Origin of the sequence: Pseudoalteromonas sp. TB25 (assembly GCF_000497995.1) — a bacterium.
Lineage (GTDB): Bacteria > Pseudomonadota > Gammaproteobacteria > Enterobacterales > Alteromonadaceae > Pseudoalteromonas > Pseudoalteromonas distincta.
Window position 1 is genome coordinate 1 of record NZ_AUTI01000380.1, and the last position, 17,652, is coordinate 17,652.

Consider the following 17,652-nt stretch of genomic DNA (forward strand, 5'->3'; position numbering starts at 1 on the left):
GTAACTCAATTAAGTTATATGGGGTGTTATCGGCAGTTTTAAAGGTTTTTAGTTGTTTTTCCATCGCATCAAGTGCGCTAAAGTGCTCATCAGTTTTATCGTCACACTGCACATATACAAGGGTATTATTTGGAGCAAAACGCACTAAAGTATCAATGTGGCTGTCGGTGTCATCGCCCGCTAAATAGCCATGTTCAACCCATAAAAAACTCGTCGCGCCTAAGTGCTCTTTTAAAAGTGCTTCAATATCATTTGGGTTTAAATCAGGGTTACGGTTTTTATTAAGCAAACATTCGCTGGTTGTTAGCAACACACCGTGCTCGTTTATTTCAATACCGCCACCTTCAAGTACCATATCGAGCGCTTGATATTGGTTGTTTGTACTACTTAGCTCTTTTACCAAAGTGCGATTAATTTGATTGTCTAATGCGCTTTCAAACTTATTGCCCCAACCATTAAAAGTAAAATCATATACTTTTAATTGTTCTGTTGAATCAATAGCGGCGCAAGTAAGCGGACCATGATCGCGCGCCCATGTATCGTTAGTAGGGGTTACTACAAAATGAACACGATTAAGAGAGACGTTAGCACTATTTAGTAATGCTGTAATATGCACTTTTAAGGCACTGTTATGCGCCACAATAACAAGCTGTTGCTGCGTTGTTATGTGTTTAGCAAGTTCAATATATACAGGTTCTACACGCGCTAAGTTGTCGGCCCAATCGGTGTCTTTGTGAGGCCATGTAAGCATAACAGCGTCTTGCTCGGCCCATTCTGGTAAAAGTCTAAAGTTCATGAATTTTATATACTAATTAAGATGGCGCTAGTTTAGCATTTTACATAAAGATGTCAGCTAATTATCACTGTTTAGGTCGCCTCGGTTTTGATCAAGTTCTTGACGTTTTTTAAGTTGGCGGGTTTGAGCATGTAAACTCGCTCTAACAATAAGTTCTTGGTCAGTAGTTCTAATTGCGGTAAAGAGCATAGTGTATTGGTAGTGTTCGCTATCTTGTTTTTCTACTGCTACAACTTCGGTGTAACAATAAACCGCAGAGGCCTCGTGGTGCAAAAACAGTTTGGTTCTAAATGCTTGGCCAATTGAGTGTACTTCAGGTGATGTAAAACGAATACCGCCACCGCCGTAGCTATCACATTGTATTGCGTTATCTTGGGCTTGTTCTGAGGCCAAAATATGGCTCATTATTAAATCTATTTTACGTGACTGCGCTTGTAAAAATGTAGCTAGCTCTTGTGCTATATCGCCTAAGTTACGCAGTGGGCGTAACGAGCTTTGCTCAAGCTCACTTACTTCATTTGCTAATCTAAATAGTGGGGGAATGTCGTCTTCAAGCTCAAGCTGCGATTTAGGAACTTGTCCGGTTGATACGGGGAATAAATTTACTCTTATACTTTCATTAATTTGAAAGTACTGCTCAAACTCACCTAATCTTTCACTATTCATTATGTTCTCCACCACGTATTTATTTAATAGTAGCGTTGTGAGTACTAAATTGCTAGCAGATAAAATAACGCATAGCGGGCTAAATGCTTTGTTTACATTCAATTTTTAACATACTAATTATGAAAATAAATACACTAAGACATATTTAGGGTTAGTTATAAAAAAGCGGCCAATGTCATCCTAACATTGGCCGCTTGGGTATTGATTCATCAGCGTGTACTTATTTAAGTAGAGCGGCTAATTCATGTAAATCTTTCACAACGTGATCTGGTTTTTTAGCTAGTGGGTAAAGTGCTTTACCTGGGCGTGCTATAAAAGTGGTTTGTAAGCCAGCTTCTTTTGCACCAGCAACATCCCAACCATGGGCTGCAACCATCATTGCTTCATTTGGTGCTACGTTTAGCTTTTTAAGTACCCACTCATACGCACGTAAGTCTGGTTTGTAAATTTTAATATCTTCAATGCTGTAACGCGCATCAAAGTAAGACATTAAACCAGCGCTTTCAAACTGTGCCTTTACACCTTTGTTTGAAGAGTTTGTAAGGCTTACTAACTTATAGCCCTGTGCTTTGAGTTTTGCCAGTCCTTCTTTAACATCGCTGTGTGGAGGAAGCGTTAAAAGAGGCGTAACAATAGCTGTTTTAGCTTGTTCACTTGTAATATCAATGTTGTTGTTTTGAGCAACCATAAGAAGTGACGCCACACCGATTTGCCCAAAGTCGTGGTAACTACCGCTTACTGTATCTACTAATGAATGATGCAGCATAGTTGAAAACCACAGTGGTAATAAATCTTCACGTCCGCCTAGCGCTTTACCAATAGAGGTACGCATTGACGTTAAATCAAGTAGGGTTTCGTTTATATCAAAAATAAGCACTTTAGGTTTTGCTTGTTCTTTTGGTTCATCAGCGACTGCATAACCAGATACAAGGCTTGTGCCCACAAGTAGTGAAAGAGTAAGTGTTTTTAACGATTTTAAAATAGACATTAATTATTCTCCGATTCAAGTGCTGTCATAACATCAATAGGTTCTGCGCGTAGGGTGTAATCTTCGCTTAAAAATGCGTATGTAATAACACCTTCTTGGTTTATCACATAGGTGGCCGGTAGCGGTAATTTAAAGCTTTTATCGCCGTAGTAGTGTTCAAAATCAATACCAAATTGTGTATATAACGCTTGAATACGCTCATCAAGTGTAAACAATAAACCAAATTGCTCAGCTACTTTATTGCTCACATCGCAAAGCACGTCAAATTCAAGGTCGTTTTTTTGTGCAGTTGAGAGAGTTTCATCAGGTAGTTGTGGTGATATTGCGATTAACTGAGCACTTTGAGTTTTAAATTGTGGTAAGTAGTCGTTAAGTGCTTTTAGTTCTAAATTACAATATGGACACCAGCCACCACGATAAAAGCTAATAATTACCGGGCCTTTTTTTAGTAAATCTGCAAGCTCAATGTTTTCGCCGTTATGGTTGGCTAAGCTAAAGTTTTCTACTTTTTGACCAATTTGCAATGCATTGTCTTTAATATGCTGTGCAATTAGCTCTTCGTTTGTAGTGTTCATTAGTGCCAAAACGTCAGCTGGCAATTTGGCATCTTTTTGTACGTTATAGGCATCTATTTGCGCTTTTAAACTCATGATTGAACCTCAATAATTAGACTATTTGCAATTATAGTGTTTTATATATTTAAATAAATATTGCAATACTGAAAGCTTCATTCGAAAATATTAAACATTGAAAAGTGCACAATGGCATCTTTATGTATAATTTAAGCGACCTAGAAACATTTATAGCTGTTGTTGAAAATAAGGGCGTGCTTGCTGCTGCCCGCGAGCAGCGTTTATCGCCTGCAACGGTGAGCCATCGCTTAAGTAAACTAGAGCGTGAGCTTGCTACAGTACTTGTTTTTAGAGATAGCAGGCGAGTACGGTTATCTCCCGCAGGTGAAATATTTTATACGCGTGTGGGGGCTATAATAGAAGCCCTTCACGATGCTGAACATAGTATTGGCGCGCGCAGCTCATCGGTGAGTGGTTTACTACGCGTGACCATGCCGCCTTGGGTTTTTTCAAAATACGTAATGCCTAAACTCAATGAGTTTGAGCAAGCTTACCCTGAACTAAAGCTTGATTTTTTAATAACGGATCATTTTGTAAATGTAGTTGATGACGCGCAAGATGTTGCAATTAGGGTGGGAAAATTAAATGACTCAGGATTACTTTCTCGTAAAATCGTAAACAATAGTCGCATACTTTGCGCAGCCCCTAGCTATATAGAAAAGTACGGCATGCCTGAAAATTTAACGCAATTGAGTGAGCATTATTGGGTTTGCCTGCCGTGGCAACTCCAGTTAAAGCTTTATGACGAACACAAAAAAATACATACCTTTAATGCTAAAACCCGTTTTACTATTTCAAACTCCGATAATATGACACAAGCTGCTATTGCAGGTCATGGTATTGCTATTAAATCAAAAATAGCGATTAATGAAGATCTTAAAAACGGTATTTTGGTTGAAGTTATGCCAGGGGTAATGGCACAAGATGATGCACCGGTTTGGTTTTTACGTCCGCAAAATAGTTTAACAACCCGCAAAACCGATGTATTTTATGATTTTATGAAATCACTATTTTTGAGCTGCGAATAAGCGTTTAAATGAGCGTTTTACTCCAGTTAAAAACAAATAACCAGTAAGCTCTGCAAGCAAGGCAACAATTATGGCTGCAACAATGGCGGCTATAATAGAGTCTTTTTTCAAAATGATTTGACCTTCAAAGCGTTGCCATACTTGTTGCTTTATATCGTTCATGCCACTGATCATAGTAAATATATACGGAGATTTCTCAAACCTATTTACGGCTATCTGTAAATCTTGCTGTCGCTCGTAAAGAGTACTGATATTACTTGCCCCTTTGTTCACAATTTCATCATCAATATTTTGATAGTGTTTTATTAGCTTAGTTAAATCATTATTGAAATACTTAGCTGCATCGCTTTTAAAAGGCGCAACGGCATTATTAGCTTCAATTAACTGGGCTGATAATGCTTGGCCAAAGTCACTTACAAATGCAGGTATTTGCACTCCAAGTAGTAAACCGAATGCAAAGAAACTAAGTCGTATATAATCTAAAAGTTTACTCATTTATCTTCCTATGCATTTAAATAACCCAGAATTAACATTTGAGCTTGTTTTTATGTCAAAAACTCGTAATCTATTGGGGCGTGTTAACCTTTGTGGATTGAACCCAAAGGGCAGCGCATGTATGGTATTTATGCTGCGTTATCACCTATTTATGGGGAGTAACCACACTACATAGGCTCTGCCTTGCCTAAATACCAAACGTACTGCTGCAAATTCAACCACGAAAGGCCAACACGCCCTAATAATAAAAATAACAACAGGTGGATGTTAAGGATGACGAAAAAAGTAAAGTTCACGTCAACATTTGTTGATATTTCTAAACAGCTCAAACGTTTTGTATCGCGCATTGTTCAACCCGACGATGTAGAAGATATTGTGCAAGAAACTTTTGTAAAAAGCTATGAAGCTGATTTAAAACAAGACATCCAGTTTACCCGCAGTTATATGCTAAAAACAGCAAAACATCTAGCACTCAACCATATAGCTAAGTGGGACAATAAATTTAATGATTCGTTAGAAAACGATAACGAATTGCCCGTATTACTCAAATCAATGAAGCTCGAAGACGAATACACATCTAAAGAGCGTTTTTTACTTTTTTGTAGAGCTACTGAGCAACTAAGCTCATCGATTCGTAAATGCTTTATATTAAAAAAAGTTTACGGTATGAGCCAAAAAGAGATAGCAGACCAAATGCAGTTAAGCCAAAGCACTGTTGAAAAACACATTGCCAAAGGATTGTTACAAACCATGTTATACATGCGTGAACATGAGCAAAGCCCTCAAACGAACCTTAAAGCTCAAGCACATCCTATATCAGTTAAGAGGGTCGCAGAATGAGTAATGTTCATCAATTTAATTCAAAAGATTTAATCTTAGAAAAGTCATGTGATTGGATAAGCGCGATTGATCGTGGTTTAACTGATGATGAAAAAGAGCAATTTAAATTATGGATGATGCAAAGCACTGCACATCAAGACTCTATATACGAGCTTGCTCAGCTTTGGGATGAGCTTTCAGTATTAAACGAATTAAGTCATTTATTTCCTCAGCGCAACAATACTAAAACATCAAAAAACAAGTGGATGTTTTCTTACTCAATTGCAGCGAGTTTGTTTGCAGCGTTAATGGTATGCAGCTACTTATTAATTAACTTAGAAAATGGCTACAACCAAGAGCTTGCTAAAGTTAATTACACTAAAATTTACAAAACAAAAGTAGGCGAGCAAGCAACGTATGTATTGCCAGACGGCACCATAGTGCAGCTTAATACTAATAGCTTACTAGAAGTTGCTTATAGTAAAGGCCGCAGGCAGTTATTACTTAGTCGTGGAGAAGGGCGCTTTAATGTAGCAAAAGATGCCACGCGTCCGTTTAGTGTTATGGCTGGTGATAAAAGTTTTACCGCGTTAGGCACGGTATTTAATGTACAACGCAATACTTCATCAGATTTAGAACTGGTGGTTACTGAAGGCAAAGTGATGATCACTGATCCAAGTGTAGCGGTTGATGCAAATGACTTTAAAGATTATCAACTTGCAGATAATAGCACGAAAAAAATTCGTCAAATTAATGCCAATATTGTTACCTCAGGCGAAAAAGCAGTTATTGAGCAAAGTGTTACAAAACCAATTACGCAGCTTTCAATGAACGACGTACAACGCGATTTGGCATGGCAAAACGGGATGCTTATTTTTAATGGAGAAGAGCTAAGCGATGCTTTAAATGAAGTAAGCCGCTATACAGCCACACGTTTTGAGCTTTCATCAGCTGAGCTTGCCAGTATTAAAGTGGCTGGAGTATTTAAAGCCGGTGACGTTGAAGGTTTACTAGAAAGTTTACAAACTAACTTTTCGATTGATCATGAGCGTTTAGGTGAGCATGTAGTAACGCTAAAACACCATACAGAATCATAAGTAGACGTTATGCAAATCAAACTAATGTTAGGTAAAGTTACATCAATAAAGATTGAACGTAAAAAAAACATTAAAAAAAAGAAACAAAACCATAGAGGATTTTTGTTTGTCAGCTGTTTATATAAGTTGCGCAGTAACCAAACGCATTTATTGAGTGGATTTAGTGTGCTTGCACCGGCTATTTTTAGTTTAAGTGTACAAGCAGCAACACAAACCACTGGGCAAATGGTGCAATTTGATATAAAAGCGCAGCGAGCAGACAAAGCCTTAATTGAATATGCTAAACAAACAGAGCAAACTGTGGTGTTTTCTTATGAGTTGGCAAAGCAGTATGATGCAAATTCAGTTTATGGATTTTACACTCAGCTAGATGCTCTAGAGGCATTATTAGGTGGGACTGAGCTCGATGCGGTTGTTGATCAAAATGGTTTACTGAGTATAAAACTCAAACAAATCAACAGGAATGATAACAACATGATGAAGCTTTCAGCGGTCAGTGCAGCAGTATTACCAGCTTTACTTGCAGTAAATTCGCAAGGTGTATACGCAGCAGAAGAAGTCGCTCAAGAAAAAATTGAAAAAATTGCTATTGTCGGTAGCCGAGTAGCAGGGCGTTCAGTTGAAGATTTACCCGTTCCAGTAGATATCCTAAGTGCAGAAGCGCTTGAAAATACGGGCCAAACAGAAGTTGGTCGTATGCTACAGTCTATCGCCCCTTCATTTAACTTTTCAAGCTCTGCAATTAGTGATGGTACAGATGCTTTAAGACCTGCGACACTTCGCGGTTTGGGCCCCGATCAAACATTGGTGTTAATTAACGGCAAACGTCGTCACCAAGCAAGTATTATTCATATTAATGGCTCTGTTGGGCGTGGTACCGCAGGTACTGACATGAATGCAATTCCAGCTTCTGCAATTAAACGCATTGAAGTATTACGTGATGGCGCTGCTGCTCAGTATGGTTCTGATGCAATTGCAGGTGTTATTAATATTGTGCTCAAAGATGGTAGCGAAGGTGGTAAAGCGGCTATTAACTACGGTCAATATTCTGAAGGCGATGGCGAAACCATTAACCTTGATTTTAATAAAGGCTTTGCGCTAGGTGATGACGGTTATTTAAATACAACTATCAATTACCGTGACCGTGCACCGACTAACCGTGCCGGTTTACATGGCTCTTGTCAGTTTTATGGTTGTACAGAACTAAGTGACGGCACTTTACTTGCTGGCGATCCGCGTGAGCTGACAGCCGATCGTGATACCTTTAGAATTGGTGATGCTGACTCTCAGCAGTTTGGTTTAACAATTAATACCGGTTACGAGTTAGGTGATGGCGAGCTTTACGGCTTTATTACTTACTCAACACGTGAAAATGAGTCGGCTGCATTTTTCCGTCATAATGCAAATGCAGGTGGTAACCCAGTACTACAAGATAACGATGCGACGATTCCGCTAGGTTTCTTACCAAAAATCAACACAACTATCGATGATATCTCGTACAACTTTGGTTATAAAACTGAATTTGATAACGATGCAAGCCTTGATTTATCTTACACCTATGGCGAGAACAGTATTGATTACACTACAAGTGACACTATCAATGCCTCATACGCTAACTTTTTACGTTATGACCAAGGTTTAAGTGCAGCTGATATTCGTACAACTATTCCACGTGAAGCGTACGCTTACGGCATGGAATTATCATTGCAAACAATCAATATTGATTTTACACAAAACTTTGATGATTATTCGTTAGCGATGGGTGCTGAAATACGTACTGACGAATACCGTATTTTAGAAGGTAATGAATATGCGTACCGCGATTACGACACATTAAATGGTGTAAGTATTTACAGCGGTTTAAGTGGCGGTGTTGGCTCTGAAGATGCATCGGGTGGTTCACAAGGTTTTGGTGGTTCATCACCTGCGTCTTCAGTGGATGAGTCACGTGATGTAATTTCATTTTACGTAGATGCAGAATCTTATGTAATTGAAGATGTGATTTTATCTGGAGCACTTCGCTACGATAACTACAAAGGTTTTGGCGATACAGTAAACTTTAAACTTGCTGGTAACTGGTCTATTACCGACGATATTTCATTACGTGGTGCATTAAGCTCAGGATTTAGAGCGCCTTCAATGCAGCAGCTTTACTTTAATAACGTAAGCACACAATTTGTTGTTGATACTAATGGGAATTTAGTTGCAGAAGAAGTTGGTACATTTAGAAATGATTCAACACTTGCGCAAAGTTTAGGTATTCCAAAACTTAAAGAAGAAAAATCACAAAACCGTAGTTTAGGTATTGTGTATAACGTTACCGATAATATTAATGTAACCGTTGATTACTACTCGATTGATATTGACGACCGTATTGTAATTAGTGATCGCTTAGGTAAAGGGTTATCTACAAGCCTTGATGCAGCACTAAATAGTGCAGGTGCTGGCGTAGGGCAGTTTTTCTTAAATGGTGCTGATACAGAAACTCGTGGTGTTGATTTTGTAGCAACGTGGAACACTGAAGGTTTAGGCGGCACGCTTGATTTTACACTTGCAGCTAACTTTACCAAAACAGATGTTGTATCGTTGTTCTCTCCTGCTGGCTCAAGCCTTGAGACAGTAAAAGTAGATGATATATTCTCAGCTGAAGACATCTCTATTATAGAAGAGTGGCAACCAGAGGACCGTATTAACTTAAGTGCGCTTTATCAACGTGATGATTGGACTGTTAACCTGTCACTTAATCGTTTTGGTGAATACACAGTAGAAGATGGCGGTCGTCAAACGTATGGCGCAGAAATTTTAACTGACGTTAAAGTTAACTACTTCGTTACTGAAGATTTATCAGTAAATATTGGTGCAAATAACTTGTTCGATGTTTACCCAGATAAAAATGAAATAGGTAACTCTCGCTCAGGTACTATTGTGGATGCTAGTGGCAACACAGTAATAAGTAGCTCAGGTGTGTTTGACTACTCACGTCGTTCGGCTCCGTTTGGATTTAACGGTGCTTACTACTACGTAGGTGCAGAATACCGTTTTTAATTAATAACCTCCCTTTTGTTATTTAACTCTAAGGGCCGTAAGGCCCTTTTTTTGGTTTTAGCTTGGGCTGATTTTATTTAGAAATCAAACTTATTGGATAATCATCGTATTGCTTAATATTATTCATTACATTCATTAAAGTATTATGTGTACTGTTTTCGTCTGCGGTTATAAGTACCGAACTTATTTCATATTTAGCCGCGAACATAGCTAAGTTAGTCGCAACTTGCTCTAAATCAATTAACCTCCCAGAAAAATATACTCCGTTACTTTCATCAATTCTAAATAAAGCATTTTTAACAGGCTTATCTATTTGAGGGCTGTCGAGTGGTCGGTTTAATTCAATAGCCACAGGTTTTACAAAAGATGTAGTTACAATAAAGAAAATTAGTAATATGAACACTATGTCTAACATCGGGGTCATATCTACATCAGCATTATTTTGTAGTTTGGTTAGTTTACTTTTCATATTGGACCTTATTTTTAATTAAATGCTGCGGCGCCACAGCAAGGTTTTAGGTACCTATTAACAAAATTAGCACAGCAAAAATAAAGCGTGGTTAAATAAATATTCTAATAATATTAAATATTTGTACTAATTATGTATTTAAAATGTGGTGAAATAAGGCGGTGTTTATACCGTTCTGCTTATATATGGGGTCTATTTAGCATCGTTATAATGTAATGCAATTTGTTAAATTGCTTAAAAAACTATGTAGATTGGTATTAGAGGCAATAAAAAACCCAGCTCGAGGCTGGGTTCTAGTTATGCGCTATGTCAGCTTAATGCTTTTGCATACGGCTCATTTCTGCATGGCAGCTTTGCATTGTTAATAATGTTTTAGCCAGTGCAGCTTCGCAGTCAGCTGGTTGCGGTTTATCCATTGCTGCTTTAATTTCTTCAAGGGTTTTATCTTCTACCTCTTCAAGCTCTTTTACATACGTGCTGTCGTTGTGTGAGGTGAAAGTAGTCAATAGGGCTGTGTACGCACGTCGTGCTTCAACTGCGAAAGATGAGCCATCTTCGCGTTCGCCTTTTTCATTAATTGCATATGGCTGCAAGCGCTCAACACTCACTTTTCGGGCATCTATCATACGCTGAAAAAGTGCACCAATAGCAGGGTCTTCAACTTTTTCCTGTGCTTTTTGATAAAAATCGATGCCGCTGTTCATAACTTGAATGATGTCAGTAATATGATTTACTTCTGATCCTTGATGGGTGTTCATAATGACCTCTTTAATTAAATGAATGTATAGTTCAATTAAATAAAAGCAATGTATGTTCCACGTTTTAATTATTATGTAGTTATTTGATTTTATTGGTTTAATTTTGATCTAGTAAGATGCTAAGTTAACAGGCAAAAAGTTAACCTAGCAATTTTTACATTATATTGTGTAATAAAGTTATTTTAGCTCTTCAGCTACTTCAGCTACTTTTTGACGTAACCAAATGTGACTCGCATCGCGATGTAACAGTGGGCTCCAAATCATATCAAGCTCAAAAGGAGGAATTGGAAATGGTGGCTCTAAAATTTTAAGCCCCGGATCATCCAAATATATATTTGCGGCTTTTGAAGGAAGGGTCGCAATCAAATTTTTCTCTTTAGCTAAATGAATAGCTACATGGTAGTTACGCGTAAAAGTGGCAATATTACGATGCTTACCAAAGTGAGCAAGTGCTTCGTCAACCCAGCCAAGTTTTTGAACATCTTTAGGGTCCATGCCTACACCTACACCAAAACCTGTTTTACTCACCCATATATGGCGCGCTTTTAAATAGCTGTCGAGGCTAAAGTTTTCAATTATAGGATTATCGGCTTTTACTAAGCAGCAAAAACTATCTTTCCAAATACGTTTATGATGAAAAGACTGCGGTAAGTTTTCAAAACGGTTGATTGCCATATCTACTTTACCGTTTTCTACATCATGAAAGGTGACATCACTTGGTGTGAGTATATCTAAAGTAGTATCGGGGGCTTCTTCGTGCAATTTACTTAAAAGCTTTGGTGCTAATGTACTTGCAGCGTAATCACTGGCCATTATTCTAAACACACGCTTACTTTGGCTTGCCTCAAATTCTCGATTAGGTGCTAGAGTTTCTTCAAGGGTCATTAAAATGCCACGAATAACGGGTTGTAACTCCAAAGCACGCTCGGTAGGTACCATACCATCGCTGGTACGAACTAAAATAGGGTCGTTAAATAAGTTACGAAGACGTTTAAGGCCATTACTCATTGCAGGTTGCGTTATACTCAATTGATTAGCAGCGCGTGTTACGTTGCATTCTCGAAGCAATGTATCGAGGTAAACGAGTAAATTTAAATCTATTTTACTTATATTCATTGTGTGTCCTTTAGCGCTTACCAGTGGTGAATAAAGCGCTGTGCTGTCGGGTATGGGTAAATATGACTTACCTGACCATTTTTTATATTTTGTTGTGCCTGCTTCCAAAAGCTAACATCTATAAGCTCTGGATGAGTACTGAGTAAAAACTTTTTATACATAGGGTTTGGCATTACAAATGTACAAAGTTGCTCAGGAAATACGTCCTGTGGTGCAACAGAGTAACTTTGTTCATCCATTAAATAGTCGTCATAGCTCTTTGCTTTTGGTAATGCTCTAAAGTTCATATCGGTTAGATATTGAACTTCATCGTAATCGTAAAAAATAATACGTTTGTGCTTGCTTACACCAAAGTTTTTTAAGAGCATATCACCAGGGAATATATTAACAGCAATCATTTCTTTTAGGGCTTGCCCATATTCTTCAATCGCGTCGGCGACACTTTCTTCATCAGCATTTTCTAAAAACAAGTTAAGAGGTGTCATTCGCCGTTCAATATACAAGTGCTTGATGATCAACCACTCGCCCTCAATTACCATTGATGAGCCAATTGTTTTATGTAATTGCGCAAGTAAATTACTATCAAAACGCGCTAAAGGAAATACGACGTTAGAATACTCGATGGTATCGGCCATTCTGCCAACGCGATCATGATTTTTTACCAGTTGATAACGCTTTAATACGGTATCACGGCCAAAGGGTTTACTCTCACCAAATTTGTCTTTTATTACTTTAAAAACATAGCCAAATGAGGGGAGGGTAAATACCATCATCACCATACCGGGAGTCCCCGGTGCAATTGTAAACTCATCACTAGAGTGAGATAAATGATTTAAAAACTCTCGGTAAAACTCAGTTTTACCCTGCTTATGAAAACCCACTGCGTTATAGAGCTCAGCAAGTGTTTTGTTTGGCATAAGTTGATTTAAAAACCGAACAAGTGCTGAAGGTGCGTGAGTCTCTACCATAAAGTAGGCGCGGGCAAAGCCAAAAATAACACGCATTTGAGATGACTTAGTTAAAAGTGCATCTAAATATAATCCGTTATCTTCATCGTGTAATACAGCGATTATAAAGGGCTGAACCCCACTTTTTGAAACAACACGACCAACAATATAGGCTGCTTTATTACGATAAAAAGGTGTGTGTAAAATATCAAAGCGCATTTGCCAAGGTTGGTGATGTGTATCGGGGGCTTGTTTATAAAAAGCTTTAACAAGGAGGCGGATATCACGCTCTAAATTTACAAATGGGGCTTTAAAATCAAAATGATTAATAATGCGTTTTATTGTTGGTTTGAGGCCATCAACTACAGGAAAGTATGTTCTATATTCTGCTTCTACAGGCACTGAAGGAGCATCTTTTAAGGTTGCTTCTACAAATATAAAGTCATTATGAAAATAGCGCCTATGGTACAGCCGGCAAAATACAGAGTTATAAAAAGTTTCGGCGAGCTCTGCTTGGGGATGAAAACATAAAAAATGCTGGTATATCTTTTTAACTTCAAGCCATAGGCTTTCATCGAGTTGTTCGGTTGGGGTTTCTTTTTTTAGCGCTTGCGTGGTTTCGTTAACACGATCATCATAATAGCTGATACGCAAACGGCTGATATCATTAATTGCTTGCCAATCTTTTTTTGCAAAGGCAAGAGGGGCTTTGGCTGTTGTTTTTTGAAATAACTGATAGTGCCTTTTAAAACCCGTTAAAATTAATTCAGCAATATGGCGAGGTTGCATTTGCACTCCTTAAAAGTCCCTAGAGTTTATACTCTATTGTGTTAAGGGTATGTTATTTTAAGTTTAAAACCAAGATAAATGTTACTTACTAACTAAGAGTAACTTATTGGAATTGAGCTATCTTTTTTTCGAGAATTTTAATTTGTTTAGTCACAGCCGATACGTTTTTCTTATATGTTTTATTAATTATTTTTAGTTTTTTAGTAATGTCTTTAGTAATACGCTTTTTATCATCAATGGCTAAGATATGATTTAACCGCTCTTGTTGTTTGTATTCAGCACGCTCTTTATTACGATCAAGTATTGTTAGTTTATGGTTATTACTGCGAAGCTCTGCCTGTAAGCCAGATAGAAGCCTTTCACGCTCAAGTTCGTTTAGTTGTTTAGTGTAGTCAACCTTAGGACCAGAATACTGATTACCCGTTGTGTTAACTTTATAAGTCGTTGCTTCGTCGTCACAGGGGAGTTGAGAAAAGACAGTGCCTTTTTCTGTTACACATTTGTAGTAAGTGGTATCGCTAAAGCTAAAAAAACTGATAAGTAAAAAGCTAGAATGGAGAATATAACGAGAAGTTTTAAACATACATGTCATCCTTGGTTTTTATATCTAACAACAATATAAAACTATAACCTAGCTTGGTGGTATATCAAGCTAGGTTAGGATAACTGTTATTGGGTAAAGGTTTTGAGCTTTTTAATACTCTGTACTAAAAATGGTATATCTAAACCTTGTTCAATAGAAAAACCTTCAGCGGCGGAAATGTTTTTAAAGTTACCATCTGAATCTATTAAGGTAATCCTATCTTTTTTATAGGCTATAACAACACCCTGAGAGTAGTTCACGCCCATATCGTCTTTTTTCTTGTATAGATTAACGCCTAGCATTGTTTGCTTGGCAATAGCTTTGCAATTTAAATATTGCCCAACGCTTGTTGCAATTAAATCGCTAGGTTGAATTAGCCCATCTACCTTAGAAATACGTTTGTCAGAGCTGTATAAAGTTGAGGTGGTTACTACTTCTTGCTTGTTATTGGCAAGACTAAAAGCAAAAACCTGTGTTTCATCATCTCGAACAGTAGGGGTATCACTCGCTTTAATTACTCGAATAGCACTAGAGCTATGTGCTTGATCATTAATAAAGCTTAGTTCTTCAATGCCAGTTACTTCAATGCTACGGCGCTGGCTTTGCCAAACTGGGAGTGTCTGCTCGGTTAAAATTGCTGCTTTATAAAAAGCGGGTAAACCATACACTAAGCTAAATAACGTATCGTCATGATTTGTTGGCTGTAAAAACTGCTCTGTTTTGTGCATGTTTTTATTCTCGGCAACAAACTTTTCGAGTTGTTGTTGAGTTTCAAATACAAATATATCTACATTGGCTTGTGTGTAGTCCTCGCATTTTTCAAGCGGGCTTGGCATTTGATAACTAATATTTTGGTTATTAATTTTTACGTTGTGTGCTTGCTCGTAGCTTTCTATATCTAGCAGATCATTTTTAGCTAACAAGCTTTTAGCAGTAGTAGGGTATGAAAGTGGCAAAACATTATCTTGTTTTGTTACATCAAAGTTTAAATTGGCGTCAGCCCAAATATGAATACTGTGGCTAAGCGAAAAACACACGATTAAAAAAGAAATTGCGTAACGTGCAAATTTATATTGCTTTAAACGCTCAAGGTGGTGCCATGTGTAATTACTAACAAGTAGCTGAAAGCCTAAAATAACAACAACAATACCACTGGCTAAAATGGTTGTTAAAGCAGGAGAGCTTGTTAAACGATGCCACAACAATGAAATGATCTCAGGTAAGGCAGATATACTTAGGTGATAACCTAAATTAACATACACATAAGCATCAAGAGTAAGCAATGATGCGCCTACAGTGGCTATAACAGCGGCCATGCCACGAATGTGTCGTGGGTAGGGGAATATTAAACTAAGCGGAAATACCGTCAGCACAAACGCTAAAAAGGCTATAAAACTAGTGTGGCTTAGCCAAGTAACTAGCATATAGGTAATGCCTAAAAAGCTTGTAGGTGGCGAGTCTGCAAATAAATAGCTTAAGCTAATAAGCAGGGCTAAGCCGATATTGGCAAAGGTAAACCAATGCCCCCAACTTAGCAGCTGACTCGCTTTTGATGAAAATTGATTGTGCTGCGATAAATTCATAAATTTTATTTAACCGACTGCGCGAGCGCTTTTGCAAAGTTCTCGGTTACAGCTTGTCTTTTCCCTGTTGGTACATGCTCTTTTAAGATATGCGTGATAGAATTTCCTAAACACATAAGACTTAAATCAACCGGCGCATTGTGTTTAGTTAGCACATCAATAAGCTGATCGACGATTTGTTCTACTTCTTCATTAGAGTATTTTGATAAGATTGGCATTAGTTGGTTCAATAAAATAGTTATATTCTCGTATTTTAACACTAGAGGCGTGAAAAACAAAGATGACAACAGACGTTAAAAAATTAGTCGTTCACTATGTAGACAAAAAAGACGACGATACGCAAATTCACCTTCGAAATGATGAGATGGTAATTAACGATAAAGTAGCTGTTTTTATCGAACAATTACATCATGCATACAATGGTAAACCTGGTAAAGGTTATTGTGCTTTCAGTGGTGACAAAAACAGTGTTGTAGCATCTGCAATGCAAAGTTACCGTAACGATGAGTTAGGCTTTTGGCATATGACCGAGCAAGCCTCAACGGTTTTAAAAGAAGAACTTGATAAATATGCATTTAGTGAAACAGGCTATTTAGTATTTTGTCATTACCAGTACGTTGCAACTGATTACATGCTAATTGCGATGATTAACATCAAAGAGCATTATTCTATGACCTCAGAGCTTGATTTAGCCGCTTCTCGTCATTTAGACATATCACGCATGCAACTTGCTGCTCGTATCGATTTAACAGCGTGGGATACACAAGCTGACGACAACCGTTATATTTCATTTATCAAAGGGCGAGCTGGACGCAAAGTTGCCGACTTTTTCTTAGACTTTTTAGGTTGTGAAGAGGGTATTGATTCAAAACAGCAAAGCCAAGTAATGCTTAGCGCAGTAGAGGATTATTTATCTGAGCAACAATTTGATAAATCAGAAAAAGACGATTTACGTAAACAAGTTTTTGACTACTGTAATGACTGTGTGACAACTGGTGAAGATGCCAGCGTAAGCGAGCTATCTGCAACGCTTACAAAAGGCGATGACAGCCCGTTTGATAGTTTTTGTAAAGAACAAAGCTATGACTTAGAAGAAACTTTCCCTGTTGATAAGAAAACCGTAACCAGCATGGTTAAGTTCTCAGGTCTTGGTGGTGGTGTGAGTGTAAGCTTTGAACGTAAACACTTAGGTGAGCGCGTAACTTACAACGAGGCAACGGACACGCTTGTAATTAAAGGTATTCCGCCAAACTTAAAAGATCAGTTACAACGTTTTATGGAAAGTGAAAGCGAGTAAATTTCACAAGTAAAAAGCTGATTTAAGAGCGCGGTATTTATATCGCGCTTTTTTGTATCGGTATATAAATTCGTTGCATCGGAAAAAAAACCTTAAAGATTTATTGCACAAAGAGAAGTGAAAGAGGAGTAAATGAGAAACACAAGCTAATCTTATTCACGGTGTTAAATTTCGGCTGTAGGCGTAAAGCTTGCTTATGCGAGAAGCAACGCTTCTGTTTATTTAATTTCTTTGCTAACAAAACCACTAAAAGATCTATTGCACAAAGAGAAGTGAAAGAGGAGTAAATGAGAAAACACAAGTCATGCTTCATTGACAGGCTTAGCCTTTTTACTACCTCTAAAAGCACAGTGTCTCTTAACCTCTTTGTGAAAAAATTACTTTTTACGGGCTTTGTGCCCGTCACGCCAACAAGTTGTGCGTCTACAGGTTAATTTTATTCACGGTGTTAAATTTCGGCTGTAGTAGTGAAGCTTGCTTACGCGAGAAGCAACGCTTCTGTTTATTTAATTTCTTTGCTAACAAAACCACTAAAAGATCTATT

17 protein-coding genes are annotated in these 17,652 nt (G+C 37.8%); 5 read left to right on the top strand and 12 right to left on the bottom strand.

The window, feature by feature from the left end:
- The 4 genes from L652_RS0116505 to L652_RS0116520 all read right to left on the bottom strand — a co-directional run.
- A partial coding sequence (locus L652_RS0116505) for an agmatine deiminase family protein (protein WP_024603562.1) occupies positions 1-796 on the bottom strand: 796 nt, incomplete at its 3' end.
- 57 nt (positions 797-853) lie between these two features.
- Complete coding sequence (locus tag L652_RS0116510; RefSeq protein ID WP_024597238.1) at positions 854-1,462, bottom strand: PilZ domain-containing protein; 609 nt, start codon at positions 1,460-1,462, stop codon at positions 854-856.
- 220 nt (positions 1,463-1,682) lie between these two features.
- Positions 1,683-2,450 (bottom strand): haloacid dehalogenase type II, encoded by a 768-nt coding sequence (locus tag L652_RS0116515; RefSeq protein ID WP_024597237.1) that lies wholly within the window; start codon positions 2,448-2,450, stop codon positions 1,683-1,685.
- Positions 2,450-3,100 (bottom strand): peroxiredoxin-like family protein, encoded by a 651-nt coding sequence (locus L652_RS0116520; protein ID WP_024597236.1) that lies wholly within the window; start codon positions 3,098-3,100, stop codon positions 2,450-2,452. The genes L652_RS0116515 and L652_RS0116520 overlap by 1 nt, the downstream gene beginning before the upstream one ends.
- Positions 3,101-3,222: 122 nt before the next feature.
- On the opposite strand from L652_RS0116520, the gene L652_RS0116525 reads away from it, so the two are divergent.
- The gene (locus L652_RS0116525; RefSeq protein ID WP_024597235.1) at positions 3,223-4,110 is read left to right on the top strand and encodes a LysR family transcriptional regulator; all 888 of its coding nucleotides are present in this window, start codon (positions 3,223-3,225) and stop codon (positions 4,108-4,110) included.
- Here the strand turns inward: L652_RS0116525 and L652_RS0116530 are convergent.
- Positions 4,090-4,605 (bottom strand): DUF2937 family protein, encoded by a 516-nt coding sequence (locus tag L652_RS0116530; protein WP_024597234.1) that lies wholly within the window; start codon positions 4,603-4,605, stop codon positions 4,090-4,092. The two genes, L652_RS0116525 and L652_RS0116530, sit on opposite strands and share 21 nt — an antisense overlap.
- A 273-nt stretch (positions 4,606-4,878) precedes the next feature.
- On the opposite strand from L652_RS0116530, the gene L652_RS0116535 reads away from it, so the two are divergent.
- Genes L652_RS0116535 through L652_RS0116545 form a run of 3 tightly spaced genes read left to right on the top strand, consistent with a single transcriptional unit; the run spans position 4,879 to position 9,566 of the window.
- A complete protein-coding gene (locus L652_RS0116535) occupies positions 4,879-5,445 on the top strand; it encodes an RNA polymerase sigma factor (protein ID WP_024597233.1) in 567 nt (188 codons plus the stop codon).
- On the top strand, positions 5,442-6,521 hold the full coding sequence (locus L652_RS0116540; RefSeq protein ID WP_024603563.1) for a FecR domain-containing protein: 1,080 nt from the start codon (positions 5,442-5,444) through the stop codon (positions 6,519-6,521). Before L652_RS0116535 ends, L652_RS0116540 begins: the two co-directional genes overlap by 4 nt.
- A 9-nt stretch (positions 6,522-6,530) precedes the next feature.
- Entirely contained in the window at positions 6,531-9,566 is a 3,036-nt protein-coding gene (locus tag L652_RS0116545) for a TonB-dependent receptor (RefSeq protein WP_024596958.1), read from the top strand.
- A gap of 73 nt (positions 9,567-9,639) precedes the next feature.
- On the opposite strand, the gene L652_RS0116550 is transcribed toward L652_RS0116545, so the two are convergent.
- The 7 genes from L652_RS0116550 to L652_RS0116580 form a co-directional block, all read right to left on the bottom strand.
- Positions 9,640-10,035 carry a biopolymer transporter ExbD gene (locus L652_RS0116550; RefSeq protein ID WP_024596959.1) on the bottom strand — a complete coding sequence of 132 codons (396 nt, stop codon included), beginning with the start codon at positions 10,033-10,035 and terminating at the stop codon, positions 9,640-9,642.
- A 314-nt stretch (positions 10,036-10,349) separates the two neighbouring features.
- On the bottom strand, positions 10,350-10,793 hold the full coding sequence (locus L652_RS0116555) for a PA2169 family four-helix-bundle protein (protein ID WP_002961486.1): 444 nt from the start codon (positions 10,791-10,793) through the stop codon (positions 10,350-10,352).
- A gap of 177 nt (positions 10,794-10,970) precedes the next feature.
- Positions 10,971-11,909, bottom strand: a complete 939-nt coding sequence (locus L652_RS0116560; protein WP_002961484.1) for a LysR family transcriptional regulator — start codon at positions 11,907-11,909, stop codon at positions 10,971-10,973.
- 17 nt (positions 11,910-11,926) lie between these two features.
- Positions 11,927-13,645, bottom strand: coding sequence for a bifunctional isocitrate dehydrogenase kinase/phosphatase (gene aceK / locus L652_RS0116565; protein WP_024596960.1), 1,719 nt, complete (start codon positions 13,643-13,645; stop codon positions 11,927-11,929).
- Between the two features lie 103 nt (positions 13,646-13,748).
- Complete coding sequence (locus tag L652_RS0116570) at positions 13,749-14,228, bottom strand: DUF4124 domain-containing protein (RefSeq protein ID WP_024596961.1); 480 nt, start codon at positions 14,226-14,228, stop codon at positions 13,749-13,751.
- Between the two features lie 86 nt (positions 14,229-14,314).
- Positions 14,315-15,811 carry a DUF3413 domain-containing protein gene (locus L652_RS0116575; protein WP_024596962.1) on the bottom strand — a complete coding sequence of 499 codons (1,497 nt, stop codon included), beginning with the start codon at positions 15,809-15,811 and terminating at the stop codon, positions 14,315-14,317.
- Positions 15,812-15,816: 5 nt separating this feature from the next.
- On the bottom strand, positions 15,817-16,029 hold the full coding sequence (locus tag L652_RS0116580) for a DUF1414 domain-containing protein (RefSeq protein ID WP_002961475.1): 213 nt from the start codon (positions 16,027-16,029) through the stop codon (positions 15,817-15,819).
- Between the two features lie 62 nt (positions 16,030-16,091).
- Here L652_RS0116580 and yejK point away from each other — a divergent pair, with 62 nt between their 5' ends.
- The gene (gene yejK / locus L652_RS0116585) at positions 16,092-17,108 is read left to right on the top strand and encodes a nucleoid-associated protein YejK (protein WP_002961473.1); all 1,017 of its coding nucleotides are present in this window, start codon (positions 16,092-16,094) and stop codon (positions 17,106-17,108) included.
- The last annotated feature ends 544 nt before the right edge of the window (positions 17,109-17,652 follow it).

Coding starts and splice junctions, on each gene's coding strand:
- L652_RS0116530 (WP_024597234.1), bottom strand. CDS start 4,605: ATGAGTAAACTTTTAGATTATATACGACTTAGTTTCTTTGCATTCGGT.
- L652_RS0116575 (WP_024596962.1), bottom strand. CDS start 15,811: ATGAATTTATCGCAGCACAATCAATTTTCATCAAAAGCGAGTCAGCTG.
- yejK (WP_002961473.1), top strand. CDS start 16,092: ATGACAACAGACGTTAAAAAATTAGTCGTTCACTATGTAGACAAAAAA.
- aceK (WP_024596960.1), bottom strand. CDS start 13,645: ATGCAACCTCGCCATATTGCTGAATTAATTTTAACGGGTTTTAAAAGG.
- L652_RS0116550 (WP_024596959.1), bottom strand. CDS start 10,035: ATGAAAAGTAAACTAACCAAACTACAAAATAATGCTGATGTAGATATG.
- L652_RS0116535 (WP_024597233.1), top strand. CDS start 4,879: ATGACGAAAAAAGTAAAGTTCACGTCAACATTTGTTGATATTTCTAAA.
- L652_RS0116560 (WP_002961484.1), bottom strand. CDS start 11,909: ATGAATATAAGTAAAATAGATTTAAATTTACTCGTTTACCTCGATACA.
- L652_RS0116545 (WP_024596958.1), top strand. CDS start 6,531: ATGCAAATCAAACTAATGTTAGGTAAAGTTACATCAATAAAGATTGAA.
- L652_RS0116515 (WP_024597237.1), bottom strand. CDS start 2,450: ATGTCTATTTTAAAATCGTTAAAAACACTTACTCTTTCACTACTTGTG.
- L652_RS0116555 (WP_002961486.1), bottom strand. CDS start 10,793: ATGAACACCCATCAAGGATCAGAAGTAAATCATATTACTGACATCATT.
- L652_RS0116510 (WP_024597238.1), bottom strand. CDS start 1,462: ATGAATAGTGAAAGATTAGGTGAGTTTGAGCAGTACTTTCAAATTAAT.
- L652_RS0116580 (WP_002961475.1), bottom strand. CDS start 16,029: ATGCCAATCTTATCAAAATACTCTAATGAAGAAGTAGAACAAATCGTC.
- L652_RS0116525 (WP_024597235.1), top strand. CDS start 3,223: ATGTATAATTTAAGCGACCTAGAAACATTTATAGCTGTTGTTGAAAAT.
- L652_RS0116570 (WP_024596961.1), bottom strand. CDS start 14,228: ATGTTTAAAACTTCTCGTTATATTCTCCATTCTAGCTTTTTACTTATC.
- L652_RS0116540 (WP_024603563.1), top strand. CDS start 5,442: ATGAGTAATGTTCATCAATTTAATTCAAAAGATTTAATCTTAGAAAAG.
- L652_RS0116520 (WP_024597236.1), bottom strand. CDS start 3,100: ATGAGTTTAAAAGCGCAAATAGATGCCTATAACGTACAAAAAGATGCC.